The sequence below is a fragment of the Streptomyces sp. A18 genome, assembly GCF_059026065.1.
Genome location: NZ_JBWLKL010000018.1, coordinates 128,843 through 144,686, shown reverse-complemented (window position 1 = coordinate 144,686; position 15,844 = coordinate 128,843). Strand labels below are relative to the sequence as shown.

Sequence of the window (15,844 nt, the reverse complement as noted above, 5' to 3'; positions counted from 1 at the left end):
ACAAGGGGAGGTAGTCATGCCAACTCCGAAGGCCGGAAGCCCCGTTGCGGGGCTACGAAAACGGTAATGGGGGGGGGCTCAGCGCCCGAAAGGTCTGCTCAGTAGATGTTGGCCTCCACCGCCGGTCCATCGCCCCGCGTGCCGTTGATCTGAGCGCGCAGCGAGATCTCGTCGTAGACACGGAACTCCCGCACGATCCGGCCGTCCTGGATCAGGAACTGGGAGACGCCGAGCATGGTCACCGGCTGGTCGGTCAGCGGGCCGAAGTGTGGTGTGCCGCGGTAGGTGCCGTGCATGGTCCAGGTGACGGCCACCCGCAGGCCGGCGTACCGGGGCGAGTAGTTGGTCTGTACGTCCCGTACCTCGAACCGTGCGTCGGGGAAGGCGCCGACCATGGCCATCAGATCGCTCTGGTAGCGCTCGGGGCGGATGACGGTGCGGTCGCCGGTGGTGTGCAGGAAGAGGTCGCGGACCATGAAGTCGTTGACCTTCTGCAGGCGGCGCTGCGTCCATACCTCGTCGATGAACTCGAGCACCATCTCGCACTCGGGCCGGAACTCGTCGGGCCGCGGTCCGCTGACACCGGCCAGCAGGACGTCCTTGGGCGGCTCCTGGGTCATCGACCCGCTGTAGCCCTGGAACCGCAGCGCGCGGGCGGCTTCATCCGGGTCCTCGCCGCGCTGGAGGCAGGTGGCCAGCTCGTCGCGGACGACCCATTCCTCGACCATCCGGCCGCGGCGGTAGAGGCAGTTGGCGACGGTGCGCTTGCGGACGCGGATGTTGCGGCCGTCGACCAGGTGCTCGTCGGCGGAGAAGACGAGGTGCGAGCTGAGGAAGGCGTCGTCCCCGCGCGCCTCCCACACCACGTCCTCGGCCTGGCCGATGTGACCGGGCGCGCTGCCCATGCGCATCGTCGTGCCTTCGATCACTCCGTCGCGGCCCACGACGGTGCCGAGGCTCGTGTGGACGATCGAGTCCGGCTCGTAGTTGTCGGCGATGTAGGAGATGTCCCGGCCGACCCAGATGCGGTCGGTCACCTCACGGATGAAGTCGTCGGGGTCGTTGTAGGGCAGGTAGGCGACGGGGTCCAGTGACATGGTGGTACCTCTCTCGGTCTGAACGTCTCGGTCTGAACGAGCCTGTACAGGCGGGCGGGCTGTGTAGGCGCGGTGTGTATGCGTATGTTCCGGGGTGATCAGCCTGCGAACTTGTCCGCCCCCAGATGCGTCCGGTACGTCTCCGTCATGAAGGCGCTCACGACCACGAGGGCCACGACCGCTGCCGCCGCGAGGTAGACCCACACGGCGTAGATCGTGTCGAAGCTGGTGACGAGCAGGGCGGCGACGAACGGCGTGATCCCCATGAAGATGGAGAACGAGCTGTTGTACGCGATCGCGCTCGCGCTGAACCGGGTGCGCGTCGCGAAGAGTTCGGCCGTGCAGACCGTGACGATGCCGGTCAGGAAGAACTCGGGGATGATGTAGATCAGTTGGCTGGCTACGGCCGCGCCGAAGGTGCCGTACTCGCCGACCCAGAAGGCCAGGGGGACCAGGACGATGCACGCCACGGCACCGGAGATCAGCATCGGTTTGCGGCCGATCCGGTCCGAGATGATGCCGGCCAGGGGCAGCAGCGGGATGAGCACGGCGACGGAGATGGCGTTGGACGTCAGGGCCATCCAGCGGGGCAGGCCCAGCGTGCCGGTCAGGTACTCGGGATAGAACGTGACCCAGGTGTAGGACAGGATCGCGAGCATGACGGAGACGCCGCAGAACACGAGTATCGGCCGCCACTGCGTGCGCAGCGCCTCCCTGATCGGGGCCTTGACGACATCGGCGCCGCCCTCCGTGGCTCGGACGAACTCGGGTGATTCCTCGATGCGCCGCCGCAGCCAGATCCCGACCGCGCTCAGCGGCAGCGCGAGCAGGAACGGAATGCGCCAGCCCCACGAGTCGAGCGTGGGGCCCTGGAAGATCCAGCTGGTGAGGGCGGCGGTGCCGGCCCCGGCAAGGATTCCGGCGAAGCAGCTGTTGGAGGCGTACGAGGCGTAATAGCCGCGCCGTTTGGGCTCCGCCCACTCGACGATGAAGGCCACCGCCCCGACGTACTCTCCGCCCGACACCATGCCTTGGACTACGCGCAGGAGCAGGAGGAGCAGGGGCGCGAAGATCCCGATCTGCTGGTACGTCGGCAGGGCGCCGATCATCGCGGTGGTCACGCCCATGAACACGATGGTCCACAGCAGGGTCTTCTTGCGGCCCACTCGGTCGCCCCACCGGCCGACGAGCGTCCCGCCCAGGGGGCGGAACAGGCAGGCGATCGCGATGATCGCGTACGTGCTGAGCACGGCCACGGTCTGGTTGCTCTGTGGGAAGAAGGCGGGGGCGAGGATCGGCGCCATGTAGCCGTAGAGGCCGTAGTCGAACTGTTCGACGAAGTTTCCGATGCTTCCCGCGCCGATGGCTCGGCGTATCGCATTCCGCGTCTCCGCGTCGACCTCTGGGGTTTCGACTGCGGTGGTGGGCGGCGCTACAGCGGACATGGCTTCTCCGTTCGCGCGGTTTCCTGGGTGTGCATACGTATGAACTTCCGCCGAACACTAAGGAGCGTGACGGAGGCCGTCAAGAGGTGGACGAGAGGGTTCCGGTGACGTGTGCGCCGGTGGGCCGCAAGGGCCCGTCGGAGCGTGCGGGCGCAGCCCGGACGGCTCCTCGGAGGGGATGAGAGGAGCCGTCCGGGTCGTGCGCCCTCAGGCGCGGCTGACCGGTCCATCACGCGGCGGGGGCGGCGCCAGGGACCTGAAGGTGTCCATCAGGACCTGGGCCATGTTGTAGAGCACCAGCTGTGCTCCTGCTCGCTCGGCGGCCCTGGCGCCCTCGGCGCCCGGCACGATCGTCATCACCGACCGGCCCGCCTCACGCGTGGCCCGTTGGGCCTTCGTGACGAGCGCGTCGACGACGTCCTGCCCGGGAAAGGCGCAGTCCGCCGCCAGGTCGGCCGGGCCCACCAGGACCGCGTCCACCCCTGGCGTCGCGACGATCTCCGTAGCGGCTGAGCAGGCCCGCTCCGTCTCGATCATCACCACCACCAGAGCGTCCCGGGAGGCGGCCACGTGCGCGGCCGCCGGGACCGTGCCGAATCGGCCGGCTCTGCTGTATGTCGCGAACCCCCGTCTTCCCAGGGGCGGGTAGTGGACCGACGCCACCGCACGCCGCGCGTCCTGCGCGTCGTCGACATGCGGATGGATGATCCCTGCGGCCCCCAGGTCCAGGCACCGCAGGGCGAGAGCGGGTTCGGAGGTGCCCACGCGAACGAGGACCTCGATGTCCTGCGCCGCCGCGGCCGTCAGATGGTGCTGGAGCAGCGCCGTGTCGGCAGGGCCGTGCTCGCAGTCGATGACCACGTAGTCCAGGCCCGCGACCCCCGCCATCTCCACCAGGGTCTCCGATGGAAGCCGCAGCAGCGCGCCGTACAACCGCTCGCCGGCCGCGAGCCGCTCCTTGAGGGAGCGGCGTTCCGCATCTCCCGGAGCCGCCCCTTCCCCCGCCGTCACCGCGCGACCATCCCCGCCGAGAGGTCGATGTCGGCGCCGCACAGGCCCGGCATCCGGAGCATCGCACCGACCGCCGCGCCTACCTCGTCCTCGGTGACCATGCGACCGAGGGCCGACCGGGACACGAACGCCTCCTCGGCCTGCGCGTAACTGCCGCCGGTGCGCTCCGCCTCCAGGCGGAAGTTCCGTTCCATCCTGGGGCCCGCAACGGGGCCCGGGGACAGGGAGTTGACGGTGACCCCCAGGGGCCCGACCTCGCCGGCCAGGGTGGCGGTCAGGCCGATGACCGCCATCTTGGACGCGCAGTACGGCGTGCGCCGCAGCAAGGGCCGCTTGCCCGACACCGAGGCGATGTTCACGACATCGCCCGCGCGCCGCGCCGTCATGGCGGGCAGGAACGCCCGGCACATCAGGAACACCCCGCGCACGTTCACGTCGAACACCTCGTCCCAGTCCTGGGGGGAGATCTCGGTCAGCGGCGCCACCGGCCCCGCGATCCCGGCGTTGTTGACGAGCACCGAGATCTCTTTCTCCGCCAGATCCGCCGCGAGCGCCTCGACATCGCCGGGCCGCGACACGTCGCAGACCCGGTGGACGACATCAGGACCCAGACGCGTGGCGGTGTTCTTGAGGACCTGCTCGTTGCGACCGGTGATGACCACCCGTGCCCCGTCCGCCAGCAGGGCACGTGTGATGGCTGCGCCGAGTCCGCTGCCGCCCCCGCTGACCAGTGCGGTGCGCCCGGCCAGGGGCGCCGTGCCGCCGCTCATGCGCCTGCCTCGTCGTTCCACGGCAGTGCGGCGTCGCCGTACTTGGCCGCTCGTACGTCTCCGGAGCGGGCGTGTCCCTCGAACAGCTCGACGCGCGCCGCACGCCCGCACACCTGGCCGAGCAGCGCAGAGGAGGAGGTGTCCGTGACCTCTTGGTAGGTCACGGTCTTGAGGTACTTCCCCACCCACAGACCGCCGGTGTACCGCGCGGCGCCCCGGGTCGGCAGCACGTGGTTGGTGCCGATGACCTTGTCCCCGTACGAGACGCAGGTGCCTTCCCCGAGGAAGAGGGCGCCGTAGTCCCGCATCTTATCCAGCGCCTGGCGCGGATTCTCCGTCAGGACCTCGACATGCTCGCTGGCGTAGGAGTCCGCGATCTCGAAGGCCTCGTCCAGCGAGTCGGCCACGACGATCTCGCCGTGGTCGCGCCAGGCGGGCCCGGCGAAGTCCTTGGTCGGCATGCCGGGCAGCAGTCGCTCGATGTGGCGCTCGGCCGCGCGGCCCAGCTCCTCGGACGTGGTGACGAGCACCGCGGGGGAGTCGGGGCCGTGCTCGGCCTGCGAGAGGAGGTCGACGGCCACCACGAACGGGTCGGCGTGCTCGTCGGCGACCACCAGGATCTCCGTCGGGCCCGCGAACAGGTCGATGCCGACCTCGCCGAACAACTGGCGCTTGGCCTCGGCGACGTACGCGTTGCCGGGACCCGCGATCAGCGGCACCCGGCCGACCGTCTCGGTGCCGATGGCCAGGGCGGCCACGGCCTGGACGCCGCCAAGGAGGTGGATCTCGTCGGCCCCGGCCAGGTGCATGGCCGCGACCGTCGCGGCGGGGATCTCGCCGCGGATCGGCGGGGTGCAGGCGGCGACGCGCTCCACGCCCGCCACCTTCGCCGTCACGATCGTCATGTGCGCCGAGGCGGTGAGCGGGTAGCGCCCGCCCGGTACGTAGGCGCCGGCGCCCGCCACGGGGACGTGCCGATGCCCCAGGCGGACCCCGGGCAGGGTCTCTATCTCCACGTCGTGCAGTGAGTCGCGCTGCGCCTGGGCGAAGGTGCGCACCTGCTCCTGGACGAAGCGGATGTCCTCCAGGACCGTGTCCGGGACACCGGCGACGATCTTCCTGATCTCGTCCGGGGCAAGGCGGAAGGACGGCGGGCTCCAGCCGTCGAACTTCTCGGAGTACTGACGGACCGCTTCGTCGCCCCGCGTGCGGATGTCGTCGAGGATGGCGCTGACACGGTCCGCGACATCCGCGCGGGCGGCGCTCACCGCACCTGCGGATACAGGGGACTTGAGGAAACGAGGCATGACGGCTCTCTTCTCGGGCTTCGGGGATCGGGTGTATTCGAGGTGTGCAAGGACGGCGGAAGGGGGTGGCTCAAGCGGTCGGTGGCGCGGCGGCGTCCACGGAGGTGGGGCGCACCTGCGGTGGTGTCTCGCGCACCCGCGCGATCAGGTCCCGCAGCGCGGCGGAGACGGCGGAAGGCTGCTGCCAGGGCAGGAGATGACCCGCGCCGGCCACCTCGCGCAGCTCGGCGTCCGGCAGGGCCCGCGCGATGACCTGGTGGAAGTCCGGCGGGCACAACGCGTCGCGGGACCCTGACAGGACCACGGCCGGGCAGCGGGCGCCGCGCAGTGCGTCCCTCGTGTCGCGGCGGCTCGCCTGGGCGGCCAGCTGGGCGCGAGCGGCCCTGGGGCCCACGGCGTGGGCCATGCGCCGGTAGCGCTCGGCGGACCCGCTCGGCGGCCGGGAGGTGGGGAACATGCCGGGCAGCGTCTGTTCGACGACATCAGCGAACCGGCCGTCGGTGATCAGGGCGTCCATCGCGCGCCAGGCCTCGTACTGCTCGGGGCGCGGCGCTCCCGCGTTCGTCGACATGACGCACAGTCCCGCGATCCGCTCCGGGGAGCGGCGCAGCGCCTCGAAGGCGACGATGGCGCCGAGGCTGAGCCCGACCACCACGAACGGGCCGGACACCGAGGACAGCAGGTCCTCGGCCAGGGCGCCGACGTCCGGCTCGGCCGACGTGAGGTGACGCACCGCGTGGTCCTCGGGGAAGTCCACCTCCGCCCACAGGTCCGCGTCGCACAGCATGCCGGGGACCACCACCAGCGGCAGCGGGGCGGGTGATCCGGTGCGGGGCACGGCGCTCACCAGCGGCGCGCGGAGCGGGGGAGCAAGGCGTACGGCGCCACGTAGCCGTTGTGGTCGATGCCGAGGCCCGCGTCGGCGGCGCACTTGGCCACCTCCTCGTCCCAGTCCAGGCGGACGCGGCCGTCGCCCGAGTTGACGACCATGAGGTCGCCCCGCTCGTCGCCGACGTTGCGCAGGGTGCGCCAGGCGTCCTGCGGTACGGAGAGCATGTCCCGCGGGCCCAGGCGCACCGAGACGGGGTCGGTGCGGTTGAGGGTGATCTCCCACAGGCCGTCTTTGACGATCAGCGTCTGTGTCTCGTGCTGCCGGTGGAGGGAGACGCCCTGGCCCGGTTCGGCACGCAGCCAGGCGACGTTGTGTCCGTGCGGGTTGAAGATCCGGGGCTCCTGGTGCAGGTCCTCGGTCATGCCGAATCCGATGACGCAGCTCAGCCGTACCCCGCCGCCCGGCAGGGTGCTGTCGAGGAAGGGCCGCTCGGACCAGACCAGTTCGTCGGCGGCGGCGACGCGGCGCTGCATGTCGTCGACGCTGTAGTGGAGCAGCCGGTCGATGTGTTCCTGGGCCATCGGCTCGGTCAGTTCGGTGTCGGGAGTGATCTCGTCGCCGGCCACCGTGTCGATCAGTTGGTTGTCGGCGGTCAGGTACAGGCCATGGCCCTGGGCCTCCCGCAGGACCGAGGGGCCCCAGATGATGCCGCCGGTGTGGTCCATGCCGAGCACGGTGAACATCCAGCCGTCGTCCGGCCCGGTGTTGGTGAAGCCGCGGAAGATCCAGGTGGGGATGGAGGCGATGTCCCCGGCCCTGAGCAGGAGTTCTCCCTGGGTGCCGTCGGCGCCCCAGCGCAGCAGGTACTCGCCCTCGGTGCAGACGAACACCTCGGCGGTGTAGTGCAGGTGGAGATTGTTGGTGATGCCGTGGGGCATGGCGGCCGCACCGATGTTGTAGCCGTGCGGCAGACGGAGGTTGACGTGCTGACCGGCGGCCTGCGAGACGCCGGGCCCGATCATCGCGTAGTTCTCCTTGCGGTCCGAGCCCGGGGTGCGGCAGTCGATGAAGGCCTGGTTGCAGGAGACGAAGTCGCTGCGGCGGACCGTGCGACGTCCCAGCTCGGCGGTGGACACGACGACATGGTTCATGGCTGCTCCTCGCATTGGAATACGTATGCATTCAATGACAGTTTCCTGACTGCTCAATGTCAAGGGGTAAGGCATACGTATACTGAGAAGCCGGTCGCCGGAGGGGCGCGCCGGGCGACGAGGAGAGGGCCGATGGCGATCACGAGTCACGACGTGGCGAGGCTGGCCGGCGTCTCGCAGCCCACGGTCTCCCGCGCCCTGCGGGACGACAGCCGGGTGTCCGCGGCGACCCGCGAGAAGGTCCGGCAGGCCGCGCAGGCGCTGAACTACCTGCCCAGCGAGGCGGGCCGCACCCTGTCGACCCGCTCCACCCGGCGCATCGGGGTGATCGTGACCGACCTGACGAACCCCTTCTACCCGCATGTCATCGCACCCCTGCACGACGAGCTCCAGCTCCTGGGCTACCGGATGATGCTCCTCACCGAACGCTCCGACGAGGCGGTGGCCGAGGAGAAGCTCCTGGACCAGTCCCTGGACGGCGTGGTGCTCGCGACCGCCACCACCGACTCCGCACTCCCGGCCCAGCTCGACCGCCGCGGCATGCCCTACGTCTTCCTCAACCGCGACACGGGCGCCCGCGGGGACTATGCCTCCGTCGTCGACAACGAAGGCGGCGGACGCCTGGTCGCCCACGTGCTCGCCGAGCTCGGGCACCGGCGGATCGCCGGCATCTTCGGCGCGGCCAACACCACGACCGGACGCGAACGCGAGCTGGGCTTCCGGCTGGCCCTGGCCGACGCGGGCATCGGCCTGCCCGAGGACCGGGTGGCGCGCGGCGCCTTCGAGTACGACACCGGGTACGAGGCCCTGCCGCACCTGCTGGACGCGGCCGAGACGCCCACGGCCGTCTTCTGCGGCAACGACGTGGTAGCCATCGGTGTCCTGAACGCGGCGCTGGCGGCCGGACTCCGGGTTCCCGACGACCTGACCGTGATCGGCTTCGACGACCTGCCCATGGCCGCCTGGGAGGTGTTCAAGCTGACCACGGTCCGCCACGACCTGCGGGAGTTGTCGCGTCAGGCGGCGCGCCTGCTGGTGCGGCGCATCGACAAAGACGCCGACCCCAGCGGTGAACGCCTCGTCCTGCCGACCGAGTTCGTGCCGCGGGCCACGCACGCCCGGCTCCCCTGACCCTTTACCGCTGACCCATCAGGGCGTCCGCCCTGGCATCGGTCCCACCGGCGGGCCGGTCGCCGTGCCGCCGCTGCCTCAGGACCCCCACGGTGACCAGGGCGGCGGCCAGGGCGAGGGAGAGCCACAGTTCGAGGCGGTGACCGGGCAGCACCGCCATGAGGACAAGGACCCCCGCGATGAAGGCGATCGTGGCCAGGGTCAGATAGGGGAACGCCCACATCCGCACCTCGCTCGGCCGTGGACCCTTGCGTCGTGTGGCGTACTGAGTGATGGCGATGACCATGTACATCATCAGGGCGATCGCGCCGCTGGAGGCGATGAGATAGGTGAAGACGCTCGGCAGAAGGTAGTTGGCGATCACCGCGGCGACACCGATGACGGTCGAGGCGAGGACCGCGTTGCGGGGCACGCCGGACGCCGAGGTGGTCGCGAGGGCCGCCGGGGCGTCCTGGCGGCGGGCGAGGGAGAACGCCATGCGTGAAGCCGTGTAGATGGCCGAGTTGAGGCAGCTGCTCACGGCCACGACGAGGACCACGTCCATGATCAGCCCGGCGCCCGGGATGTTCATGCGGTCGAGGACCGCCTGGTAGGAACCGTCGGCAAGCCCGTGGGAGTTCCACGGAACCAGACTGACCACGACGAAGATCGAGCCGACGTAGAAGAGCCCCAGGCGCCACACGACGGCGCGGACGGCCTTCTTGATGTTCTTCTTCGGATCCTCGGACTCGGCGGCGGCGATCGTGACGATCTCACTGCCCTGGAAACTGAACATCGCCGTGAGGAGACCGGCGAGCACGGCCACCCCGCCCTTGGGGGCGAACCCGCCCTCGCTCCACAGATGCGACACCCCGTGGGCGTCCGACCCGGGCAGGATCCCGAAGATCGCGAGCGCGCCGAGCACGAGGAAGGCGACGATCGCGACGACCTTCAGGAGCGCGAACCAGTACTCGAACTCACCGTAGTTGCGCACGGCGAGGAGGTTGCTGCCCGCGAGCAGGGCGATCATGGCGAGCGCCGGAATCCAGCTCGGCACCGACGTCAGCCCGGCGATCACCTCGCCCGCGGCGATGGCCTCGATGGGAATGACGAGAATGTAGAACCACCAGTAGAGCCAGCCGATGGAGAAGCCGGCCCAGCGGCCGAGGGCCCGGTCCGCGTACGTGGAGAACGAACCGGTGTCGGGATGGGCGACGGCCATCTCTCCGAGCATCTGCATGACCAGCACCACCAGGGCGGCGGCCAGCAGGAAAGAGATCAGAACGGCCGGACCTGCCGCCGCGACGGCGGTGGACGAGCCGACGAAGAGTCCGGCACCGATCACGCCGCCGATGGAGATCATGGTGATCTGGCGGCCCTTGAGGCCTTGTTGGAGGGCGGTGCCCCCGGCAGCGGGGGCCGGGTCGGGCGAGGGGTGGTGCATGGGGAGATCCTCGGGGGAGTGGGAGCGCGGATGCCCTCGGTACAGGACGGTACTCACTCGTCCCGGGCGGCCGACAGCGGCGGCCCGGAGGGACCGGCCGAGGCCGGAGCGTGGTGCTCCGGGCCCCTCGCCCCCGGCCGGGAACCGGGCACGGAGGCGAGGCGGAGGAACTGATCAGAGCTGCTCGCGCAGCGCCTCCGGGATGGCGTCGAAGGCGCCGGACGTGCGGCCGATCCGGTCGATCCGGATCGTGGCGGTCGCCCCGTGGGCGGCGAGGCCCTCGAAGGCGGAGATCCGTTCGACGGCGGGCGCCAGGGAAGCCGTGCCCTCCTTGACGGCCCGCTGGTACGTGAGGGGCTTGAGGAAGCGGGAGACGGAGAGCCCCGCGTTGTAGCGGGCGGTCTTGCCGGTCGGCAGCACGTGGTTGGTGCCGGCGATGCCCTTGTCGGAGTAGGCGACGGTGGACCAGGGGCCCAGGAAGACCGAGCCGTAGTTGGTGAGGTTCTGGAGGTAGAAGTCGTCGTCCTCCGTCTGGATCTCCAGGTGCTCCGGGCCGAGGATGTCCGACACGGCGACGGCCTGGTCCCGGTCGCGTACGACGATGACGGAGCCGAAGTCGCGCCAGGCGGGTCCAGCGATGTCGCGGGTGGGGAGGGTCGCCAGCTGGCGGTCCATCTCCGCGACGACCGCCCGGCCCAGCTTCTGTGACGTGGTGATCAGCGCGGCCGGTGAGTTCGGGCCGTGCTCCGCCTGGCCGAGCAGGTCAGCGGCGACCCAGACCGGGTCGGCGGTGTCGTCGGCGATGACGGCCACCTCGGACGGACCGGCAAGGAGGTCGATCCCGACCTGCCCGAAGAGCTGCCGTTTCGCCTCGGTGACGAAGGCGTTCCCGGCACCGACCAGCATGTCGACGGGGGCTTCGCCCAGCAGGCCGAACGCCATCGCACCGAGGGCCTGGACGCCGCCGACGGCGAAGACCCGGTCGGCCCGGGACAGGTAGGCGCCGTAGAGCACGGCCGGGTGGGCGCCGTGCTCGCCCGACGGCGGGGTGCACGCAAGGACGCTCGGCACGCCGGCCGTCTTGGCGACGCCCACGGTCATGAAGGCACTGGCAAGGAGCGGGAAGCGGCCGGCTGGGAGGTAGGCGCCGACCCGGGAGACCGGGACGTAGCGCTGTCCGCCCGCCACCCCGGGAGCGAGCTCGATCTCGAAGTCGGTCAGGTGCTCGCGCTGCGCGGAGGCGAAGCGGTGTGTGCGCTCGTAGCCCATCTCGAGGGCGGTACGGACGTCGGCGGGCAGCGCGTCCGCCGACTTCTTGAGCTCGGTGGCCCCGATCTCCAGCTCGCCGGACCAGCCGTCCAGCTCCTGTCCGTAGGCGCGGACCGCGTCCATGCCCTTGCTCTCGATCTCCTTCAGCATCTGGGAGACGCGCTCGACCACCTTGGGGTCGCGCTGGGCGGGGGGACCGTCGACCTCCGGCTTCTTGAGCCACTGGAAGGGAGCGAGGGTCTTCTGTTCGTCGTGCGTGATCTGCATGTCCGGGACGGTAGACGGGGCTGTTCCACAGGACTAGAGGGGCGATTCCTGCACCTGCCGCAGGGTTTTCCTGTGGCACTGGCCGGAGGCCGGAGAATCCGCCCGCCGCGATCAGGTCAAGAGGCCGTTGCCGATCTCGCGGATGGTGTCCTCGGCGAGGCGGGCGAGTTCCCGGGTGGCGCGGGACAGGGGGCGACCGCGGCGTCTGACGAGCGCGATGGTGTCGTAGAGGGGTTCGGCGAAGGGAGCCGTATGCAGTCCGGCGGGGAAGGCAGGACTGGAGATCACCGCCCGGCTCGCGATCGTGTCGCCGACTCCGGCCGCCGCCAACTTCACTGCTGCTTCTACGTGTTCGAGCTCGATGAGGGGGTCGATGCGGGCTCCGGCGAGCTGGGCGCGCTCGGCGAGCTGGCGCCGCGTCGGGTCCTTCCAGCCGTAGTGCGCGTCGTACAGGACCAGGGGCGCCCGGCAGAATGCCTCGATGCTCACGGGGGTGCGCGTGCGCTCGGCGCTCGCGCTGACGTAGAACACCTCGTCGCGCATGAGGGGTGTGATGGCCAGCCCCTCGTCGTCGATGGGCAGCACGACGAGGCCCGCCTCGATCTGCCCCGCCGCGACGGCCAGGGCGGTCTCGGCGGAGTTCTGGCCCACGAGCCGTACGCGGACCGCCGGGTACCGGGCGTGGAACATCTGCACGAGGTTGGAGAGGAGGTAGTAGTCGGCGTTGCGCAGCACCCCGAAGGTGGCGGTGCCGCCGCCCAGTGACCCAAGGGAGCGGACGGCCCGGGTCCCGCTGTCCGCCGCGGCCAGCGACTCCTGGGCGTACGGCAGGAGTTCGTGCCCGGCGGAGGTCAGGGTCAGGGTGCGGCTGCCGCGCAGGAACAGCTCCGCCCCCAGTTCCGCCTCCAGCCGCCGGACCAGTTCGGACGCGGATGCCTGGGCGATGTCCATGGCCTGCGCGGCGGCGGTGAAGGACCCGAGCCGTTCCGCTTCGACGAAGGCCCGCAGCTGATTGAGCGTCATGACGCACTTCCGTGGGGGAGCGGGAGGCGGAGGACAGGAGCAGGGCGGAGGGTGGTTCTGTGCATGCTCGAACCTTAGGAAATCAGGATGCTCCTTGGGGACATGGGACGGTGAGGCTCCGTCGCCGGGAGCCCGGTGCTTGACCCTCACGTGGCGTGAGGTCGCATAGTCGGGGCTGTTGGAGAATCACTGGACCGTGGGGCGGGTGGCCGAGCTGGGTGGCGTGAGCGTCCGGACGCTGCATCACTACGACGAGATCGGGCTGGTGCGTCGAGGAGCACGTGCGCCGCGCGATGTCGGTATGGACGAGGGTCGGGCCGAAGGCCGAGCAGCGGGCGGTGCGTTGCCTGGCCGACGACCTCGCTTCCGGCCGGTGGGCCGAACGCGACCGCAGCCTCGCCGACCTCATGCGGCGGATCTCGGGCTTCGCCTGCTCGTAGCAACTTGAACCGGATGGCTTCTGCGGCCGTGCGCGTCGGGCTCCTTCTGATGCCACATGGGTGAGCGGTGGCGTGATCTACTGTGTGGAACATCGTGAAAGCATCAAGATCGGTTCTGGTGCCATGCCCCATCCCGTGATGTTCGAGGACGACGATCCGTACCTGGTGCGGCTGCGCCGCGTGGCGCTGGCGTTTCCCGACGCGGAGGAGCAGATCGCGCACGGTCGGCCGGGCTTCCGGGCCGGCAAGTACTTTGCCTGGTACGGCGGTTCGACCAAGGGCTCGGCTGATGCCCGTATCCCCTACGACCAGGCTCTGATCGTCCTGCCGGACGACGCCGATCGGGCGGCCCTCGCCGAGGACGAGCGCTCCTTCACACCCGCCTACCTCGCCCCGTCCGGCTGGATCGGCATCGACCTCGCCGCCGGCGGCGCCACGGCCCCCGACGACGTGGACTGGCAGGAAGTGGCCGAACTCCTGGACACGTCCTACCGCCAGGTCGCGGGCGTCCGGCGGGTGGCGCGCCTGGACGAGGCAGGCGGCCCGGCGGGGCTCCCCGAACCGTGAGGACGGCTCTGTCGGCGGATGGCGTGTGGCAAGCCGGGACATGACGGCGAGGGTCCGCCTGGACAGGGCGTAAGCGGTCGATGGTTCCGGTGCGCCAATCAAATAAAAACACACACTTGTCACCATTTGCGCCGGTCTGGGCGATCATCTCCATCGCGATCGGTCTCTTCGTCATCTGGGCGCTGTGCACTGATCGCTCTGACCGGGCCGCACCCTGACGGCGGGACACAGTGTGCGGGGGCCGGTACGAAGGGGGCGGCGCTGGGAAGCCCTGCTCCCTTTCGAGGAGCACACCGATGAGTTTCCGGTGCGGAGCCGGTCTGCACGGTATGCAGACTCACACACTCAAGACAGCCGGCGCGGACCTCGTCTATGACGTTCGCGGACCGCAGCCGACCACCGACGGGAACCCGCCGTTGTTCATGATCGGGCAGCCCATGGACGCCTCCGGCTTCGTCGCACTCGCGACGCGCTTCCCCGACCGGACCGTTGTCACCTATGACCCGCGCGGACTCGGTCGCAGCACCCGTAAGGACGGGCGGGTCGACCACACGCCGCAGACCCAGGCCCATGACGTACACGCCGTCATCGAGGCGCTCGGGGCCGGGCCGGTCGAGATGTTCGCAAGCAGTGGGGGAGCGGTCACCGCGCTCGAGGTCGTGGCGGCGTATCCCGCGGACGTGACCACCCTGGTCGCGCACGAGCCCCCACTCATCACCCTCACGCCGGACGGAGAGGCGGCCGTGCGGGCGCGGGCCGGTGTCCGGGAGACGTACGAGAAGCGGGGGTGGGGTGCCGGGATGGCCGCGTTCGTGGCCATGACCTCGTGGGAGGGCGAGTTCACTGACGCCTACTTCGCCCAGCCGGAGGCCGATCCCGCCGCGTTCGGTCTGCCCACGGAGGATGACGGCTCGCGTGGCGATCCGCTGCTTTCCGACCTGTCATGGGCGGTCAGCAGCTACCGGCCGGATGCCGAAGCGATCACCGCCGCGCCGACCCGCGTGGTCATCGCCGTGGGCGAGGAGTCCGAGGACGTGCAGACCGGCCGCACCTCCGACGCCACCGCCGAATTGCTCGGGCAGCGAGTGACCGTGTTCCCGAGCCACCACGGCGGATTCCTCGACGGGGAGTTCGGATACCCGGGGAAGCCGGACGAGTTCGCGCATCGACTGCGGGAGGTCCTTGGCGGCGCCTCGTAGGCCAACCGTTGGGGCAGTAGGTCCTAAGGGCACGATGGCGAATGTCGCGAGGTGTCCGGTGACGTCGATGGTCATCCGGGACACTGGTCGCCATGGATGAGGTCAAGGTCGTTGTCGCCCATCACGAGAGCGCGACACTGCGCGTCGGTGACGTGTTCCTGAAGGTGGATGCCGATCAGGCGCGCACCGACATCGAGGTCGAGGCGATGGCCCTGGCGCCGGTCCCGACCCCGGAAGTCCTGTGGCGCAAGCCGCCCGTGCTCGCGCTCGCCGCGGTCCCGGGGGCTACGCTCGGCCGCCTCGGCGAGCGGTCGCCCGCGCCGCCGGCGGCGTGGGCCGCGGCGGGCGCCACCATCAGGACACTGCACGACGCGCCGTTGCCGCCCTGGCCCGGCCGAGCCGGACGGAGCCTCGACGCGTTGACGGCGGAACTCGACGGCGAGTGCGAATGGCTCGTGGCGAACGGGGTGCTGCCCGCCGACCTGGTCACCCGCAACCGCCAGGTCGCCGATGCCGCGCTCCGGCCGTGGACTCCGGCGTTCACGCACGGCGACCTGCAGATCGCCCACGTGTTCGCCGAAGGCGACGAGATCACGGGCATCATCGACTGGACGGAAGCGGGCCAGGGCGATGCCCTGTACGACCTGGCCACCTTCACGCTCGGAAACGAGGAGCACCTCGGCGACGTCATCGCCGGTTATGGCACCGACGTCGACCTCGACGTGATCCACGCGTGGTGGTCGTTGCGAAGCCTGCTGGGAGTTCGCTGGCTGATCGAGCACGGCTTCGACCCGTCCGCGCCGGGCTGTGAGGTCGACGTACTGAAATCCCGGATGTGAGCAGCGCGAGCGCCACGACCACGGCTGCCGCGCTGCTCGCTCGCAGCACCCGCAGGGGCGCACCACCTGGGCG

14 protein-coding genes and 3 pseudogenes are annotated in these 15,844 nt (G+C 70.3%); 7 read left to right on the top strand and 10 right to left on the bottom strand.

Features of this window, described 5'->3' with window-relative positions; genetic code table 11:
* Positions 1 to 98: 98 nt before the first annotated feature.
* The 7 genes from AC5P1C_RS26130 to AC5P1C_RS26100 all read right to left on the bottom strand — a co-directional run bounded on the left by AC5P1C_RS26130 (position 99) and on the right by AC5P1C_RS26100 (position 7,613).
* Positions 99 to 1,097 carry a nuclear transport factor 2 family protein gene (locus tag AC5P1C_RS26130; protein WP_493868361.1) on the bottom strand — a complete coding sequence of 333 codons (999 nt, stop codon included), beginning with the start codon at positions 1,095 to 1,097 and terminating at the stop codon, positions 99 to 101.
* A 98-nt stretch (positions 1,098 to 1,195) separates the two neighbouring features.
* Positions 1,196 to 2,542, bottom strand: a complete 1,347-nt coding sequence (locus tag AC5P1C_RS26125) for an MFS transporter (RefSeq protein ID WP_493868360.1) — start codon at positions 2,540 to 2,542, stop codon at positions 1,196 to 1,198.
* Between the two features lie 207 nt (positions 2,543 to 2,749).
* Positions 2,750 to 3,553: an HpcH/HpaI aldolase family protein gene (locus AC5P1C_RS26120; protein ID WP_493868359.1), complete on the bottom strand. Its 804-nt coding sequence runs from the start codon at positions 3,551 to 3,553 to the stop codon at positions 2,750 to 2,752.
* Entirely contained in the window at positions 3,550 to 4,323 is a 774-nt protein-coding gene (locus AC5P1C_RS26115) for an SDR family NAD(P)-dependent oxidoreductase (protein ID WP_493868358.1), read from the bottom strand. The genes AC5P1C_RS26120 and AC5P1C_RS26115 overlap by 4 nt, the downstream gene beginning before the upstream one ends.
* Positions 4,320 to 5,630, bottom strand: a complete 1,311-nt coding sequence (gene hisD / locus AC5P1C_RS26110) for a histidinol dehydrogenase (protein WP_493868357.1) — start codon at positions 5,628 to 5,630, stop codon at positions 4,320 to 4,322. The genes AC5P1C_RS26115 and hisD (AC5P1C_RS26110) overlap by 4 nt, the downstream gene beginning before the upstream one ends.
* Before the next feature lie 70 nt (positions 5,631 to 5,700).
* On the bottom strand, positions 5,701 to 6,468 hold the full coding sequence (locus tag AC5P1C_RS26105) for an alpha/beta fold hydrolase (protein ID WP_493868356.1): 768 nt from the start codon (positions 6,466 to 6,468) through the stop codon (positions 5,701 to 5,703).
* 5 nt (positions 6,469 to 6,473) lie between these two features.
* Positions 6,474 to 7,613, bottom strand: a complete 1,140-nt coding sequence (locus tag AC5P1C_RS26100; protein WP_493868355.1) for a cupin domain-containing protein — start codon at positions 7,611 to 7,613, stop codon at positions 6,474 to 6,476.
* A gap of 132 nt (positions 7,614 to 7,745) precedes the next feature.
* Between AC5P1C_RS26100 and AC5P1C_RS26095 the strand changes: the two genes are divergently transcribed.
* Positions 7,746 to 8,744: a LacI family DNA-binding transcriptional regulator gene (locus AC5P1C_RS26095; RefSeq protein ID WP_493868354.1), complete on the top strand. Its 999-nt coding sequence runs from the start codon at positions 7,746 to 7,748 to the stop codon at positions 8,742 to 8,744.
* Between the two features lie 4 nt (positions 8,745 to 8,748).
* Here the strand turns inward: AC5P1C_RS26095 and AC5P1C_RS26090 are convergent, their stop codons facing one another.
* The 3 genes from AC5P1C_RS26090 to AC5P1C_RS26080 form a co-directional block, all read right to left on the bottom strand.
* Complete coding sequence (locus AC5P1C_RS26090; RefSeq protein ID WP_493868353.1) at positions 8,749 to 10,167, bottom strand: amino acid permease; 1,419 nt, start codon at positions 10,165 to 10,167, stop codon at positions 8,749 to 8,751.
* A 174-nt stretch (positions 10,168 to 10,341) separates the two neighbouring features.
* Positions 10,342 to 11,703, bottom strand: coding sequence for a histidinol dehydrogenase (hisD, locus tag AC5P1C_RS26085; protein ID WP_493868352.1), 1,362 nt, complete (start codon positions 11,701 to 11,703; stop codon positions 10,342 to 10,344).
* Between the two features lie 111 nt (positions 11,704 to 11,814).
* Positions 11,815 to 12,726: a LysR family transcriptional regulator gene (locus AC5P1C_RS26080; protein WP_493868351.1), complete on the bottom strand. Its 912-nt coding sequence runs from the start codon at positions 12,724 to 12,726 to the stop codon at positions 11,815 to 11,817.
* Between the two features lie 196 nt (positions 12,727 to 12,922).
* On the opposite strand from AC5P1C_RS26080, the pseudogene AC5P1C_RS26075 reads away from it, so the two are divergent.
* The 6 genes and pseudogenes from AC5P1C_RS26075 to AC5P1C_RS26050 all read left to right on the top strand — a co-directional run.
* A pseudogene (locus tag AC5P1C_RS26075) lies at positions 12,923 to 12,967 on the top strand (hypothetical protein); the annotation flags it as partial.
* A gap of 28 nt (positions 12,968 to 12,995) precedes the next feature.
* Positions 12,996 to 13,174: pseudogene (locus AC5P1C_RS26070) on the top strand (SAM-dependent methyltransferase); the annotation flags it as partial.
* 115 nt (positions 13,175 to 13,289) lie between these two features.
* Complete coding sequence (locus AC5P1C_RS26065) at positions 13,290 to 13,733, top strand: MmcQ/YjbR family DNA-binding protein (RefSeq protein WP_493868350.1); 444 nt, start codon at positions 13,290 to 13,292, stop codon at positions 13,731 to 13,733.
* A 122-nt stretch (positions 13,734 to 13,855) separates the two neighbouring features.
* Positions 13,856 to 13,951 (top strand): annotated as a pseudogene (locus AC5P1C_RS26060) (DUF7144 family membrane protein); the annotation flags it as partial.
* A 111-nt stretch (positions 13,952 to 14,062) separates the two neighbouring features.
* Positions 14,063 to 14,932 carry an alpha/beta fold hydrolase gene (locus tag AC5P1C_RS26055; protein ID WP_493868349.1) on the top strand — a complete coding sequence of 290 codons (870 nt, stop codon included), beginning with the start codon at positions 14,063 to 14,065 and terminating at the stop codon, positions 14,930 to 14,932.
* Positions 14,933 to 15,024: 92 nt separating this feature from the next.
* Complete coding sequence (locus AC5P1C_RS26050) at positions 15,025 to 15,771, top strand: phosphotransferase family protein (protein ID WP_493868348.1); 747 nt, start codon at positions 15,025 to 15,027, stop codon at positions 15,769 to 15,771.
* Positions 15,772 to 15,844: the final 73 nt, after the last annotated feature.

Coding starts and splice junctions, on each gene's coding strand:
- AC5P1C_RS26100 (WP_493868355.1), bottom strand. CDS start 7,613: ATGAACCATGTCGTCGTGTCCACCGCCGAGCTGGGACGTCGCACGGTC.
- AC5P1C_RS26090 (WP_493868353.1), bottom strand. CDS start 10,167: ATGCACCACCCCTCGCCCGACCCGGCCCCCGCTGCCGGGGGCACCGCC.
- hisD (WP_493868357.1), bottom strand. CDS start 5,630: ATGCCTCGTTTCCTCAAGTCCCCTGTATCCGCAGGTGCGGTGAGCGCC.
- hisD (WP_493868352.1), bottom strand. CDS start 11,703: ATGCAGATCACGCACGACGAACAGAAGACCCTCGCTCCCTTCCAGTGG.
- AC5P1C_RS26130 (WP_493868361.1), bottom strand. CDS start 1,097: ATGTCACTGGACCCCGTCGCCTACCTGCCCTACAACGACCCCGACGAC.
- AC5P1C_RS26095 (WP_493868354.1), top strand. CDS start 7,746: ATGGCGATCACGAGTCACGACGTGGCGAGGCTGGCCGGCGTCTCGCAG.
- AC5P1C_RS26050 (WP_493868348.1), top strand. CDS start 15,025: ATGGATGAGGTCAAGGTCGTTGTCGCCCATCACGAGAGCGCGACACTG.
- AC5P1C_RS26080 (WP_493868351.1), bottom strand. CDS start 12,726: ATGACGCTCAATCAGCTGCGGGCCTTCGTCGAAGCGGAACGGCTCGGG.
- AC5P1C_RS26125 (WP_493868360.1), bottom strand. CDS start 2,542: ATGTCCGCTGTAGCGCCGCCCACCACCGCAGTCGAAACCCCAGAGGTC.
- AC5P1C_RS26115 (WP_493868358.1), bottom strand. CDS start 4,323: ATGAGCGGCGGCACGGCGCCCCTGGCCGGGCGCACCGCACTGGTCAGC.
- AC5P1C_RS26065 (WP_493868350.1), top strand. CDS start 13,290: ATGCCCCATCCCGTGATGTTCGAGGACGACGATCCGTACCTGGTGCGG.
- AC5P1C_RS26055 (WP_493868349.1), top strand. CDS start 14,063: ATGCAGACTCACACACTCAAGACAGCCGGCGCGGACCTCGTCTATGAC.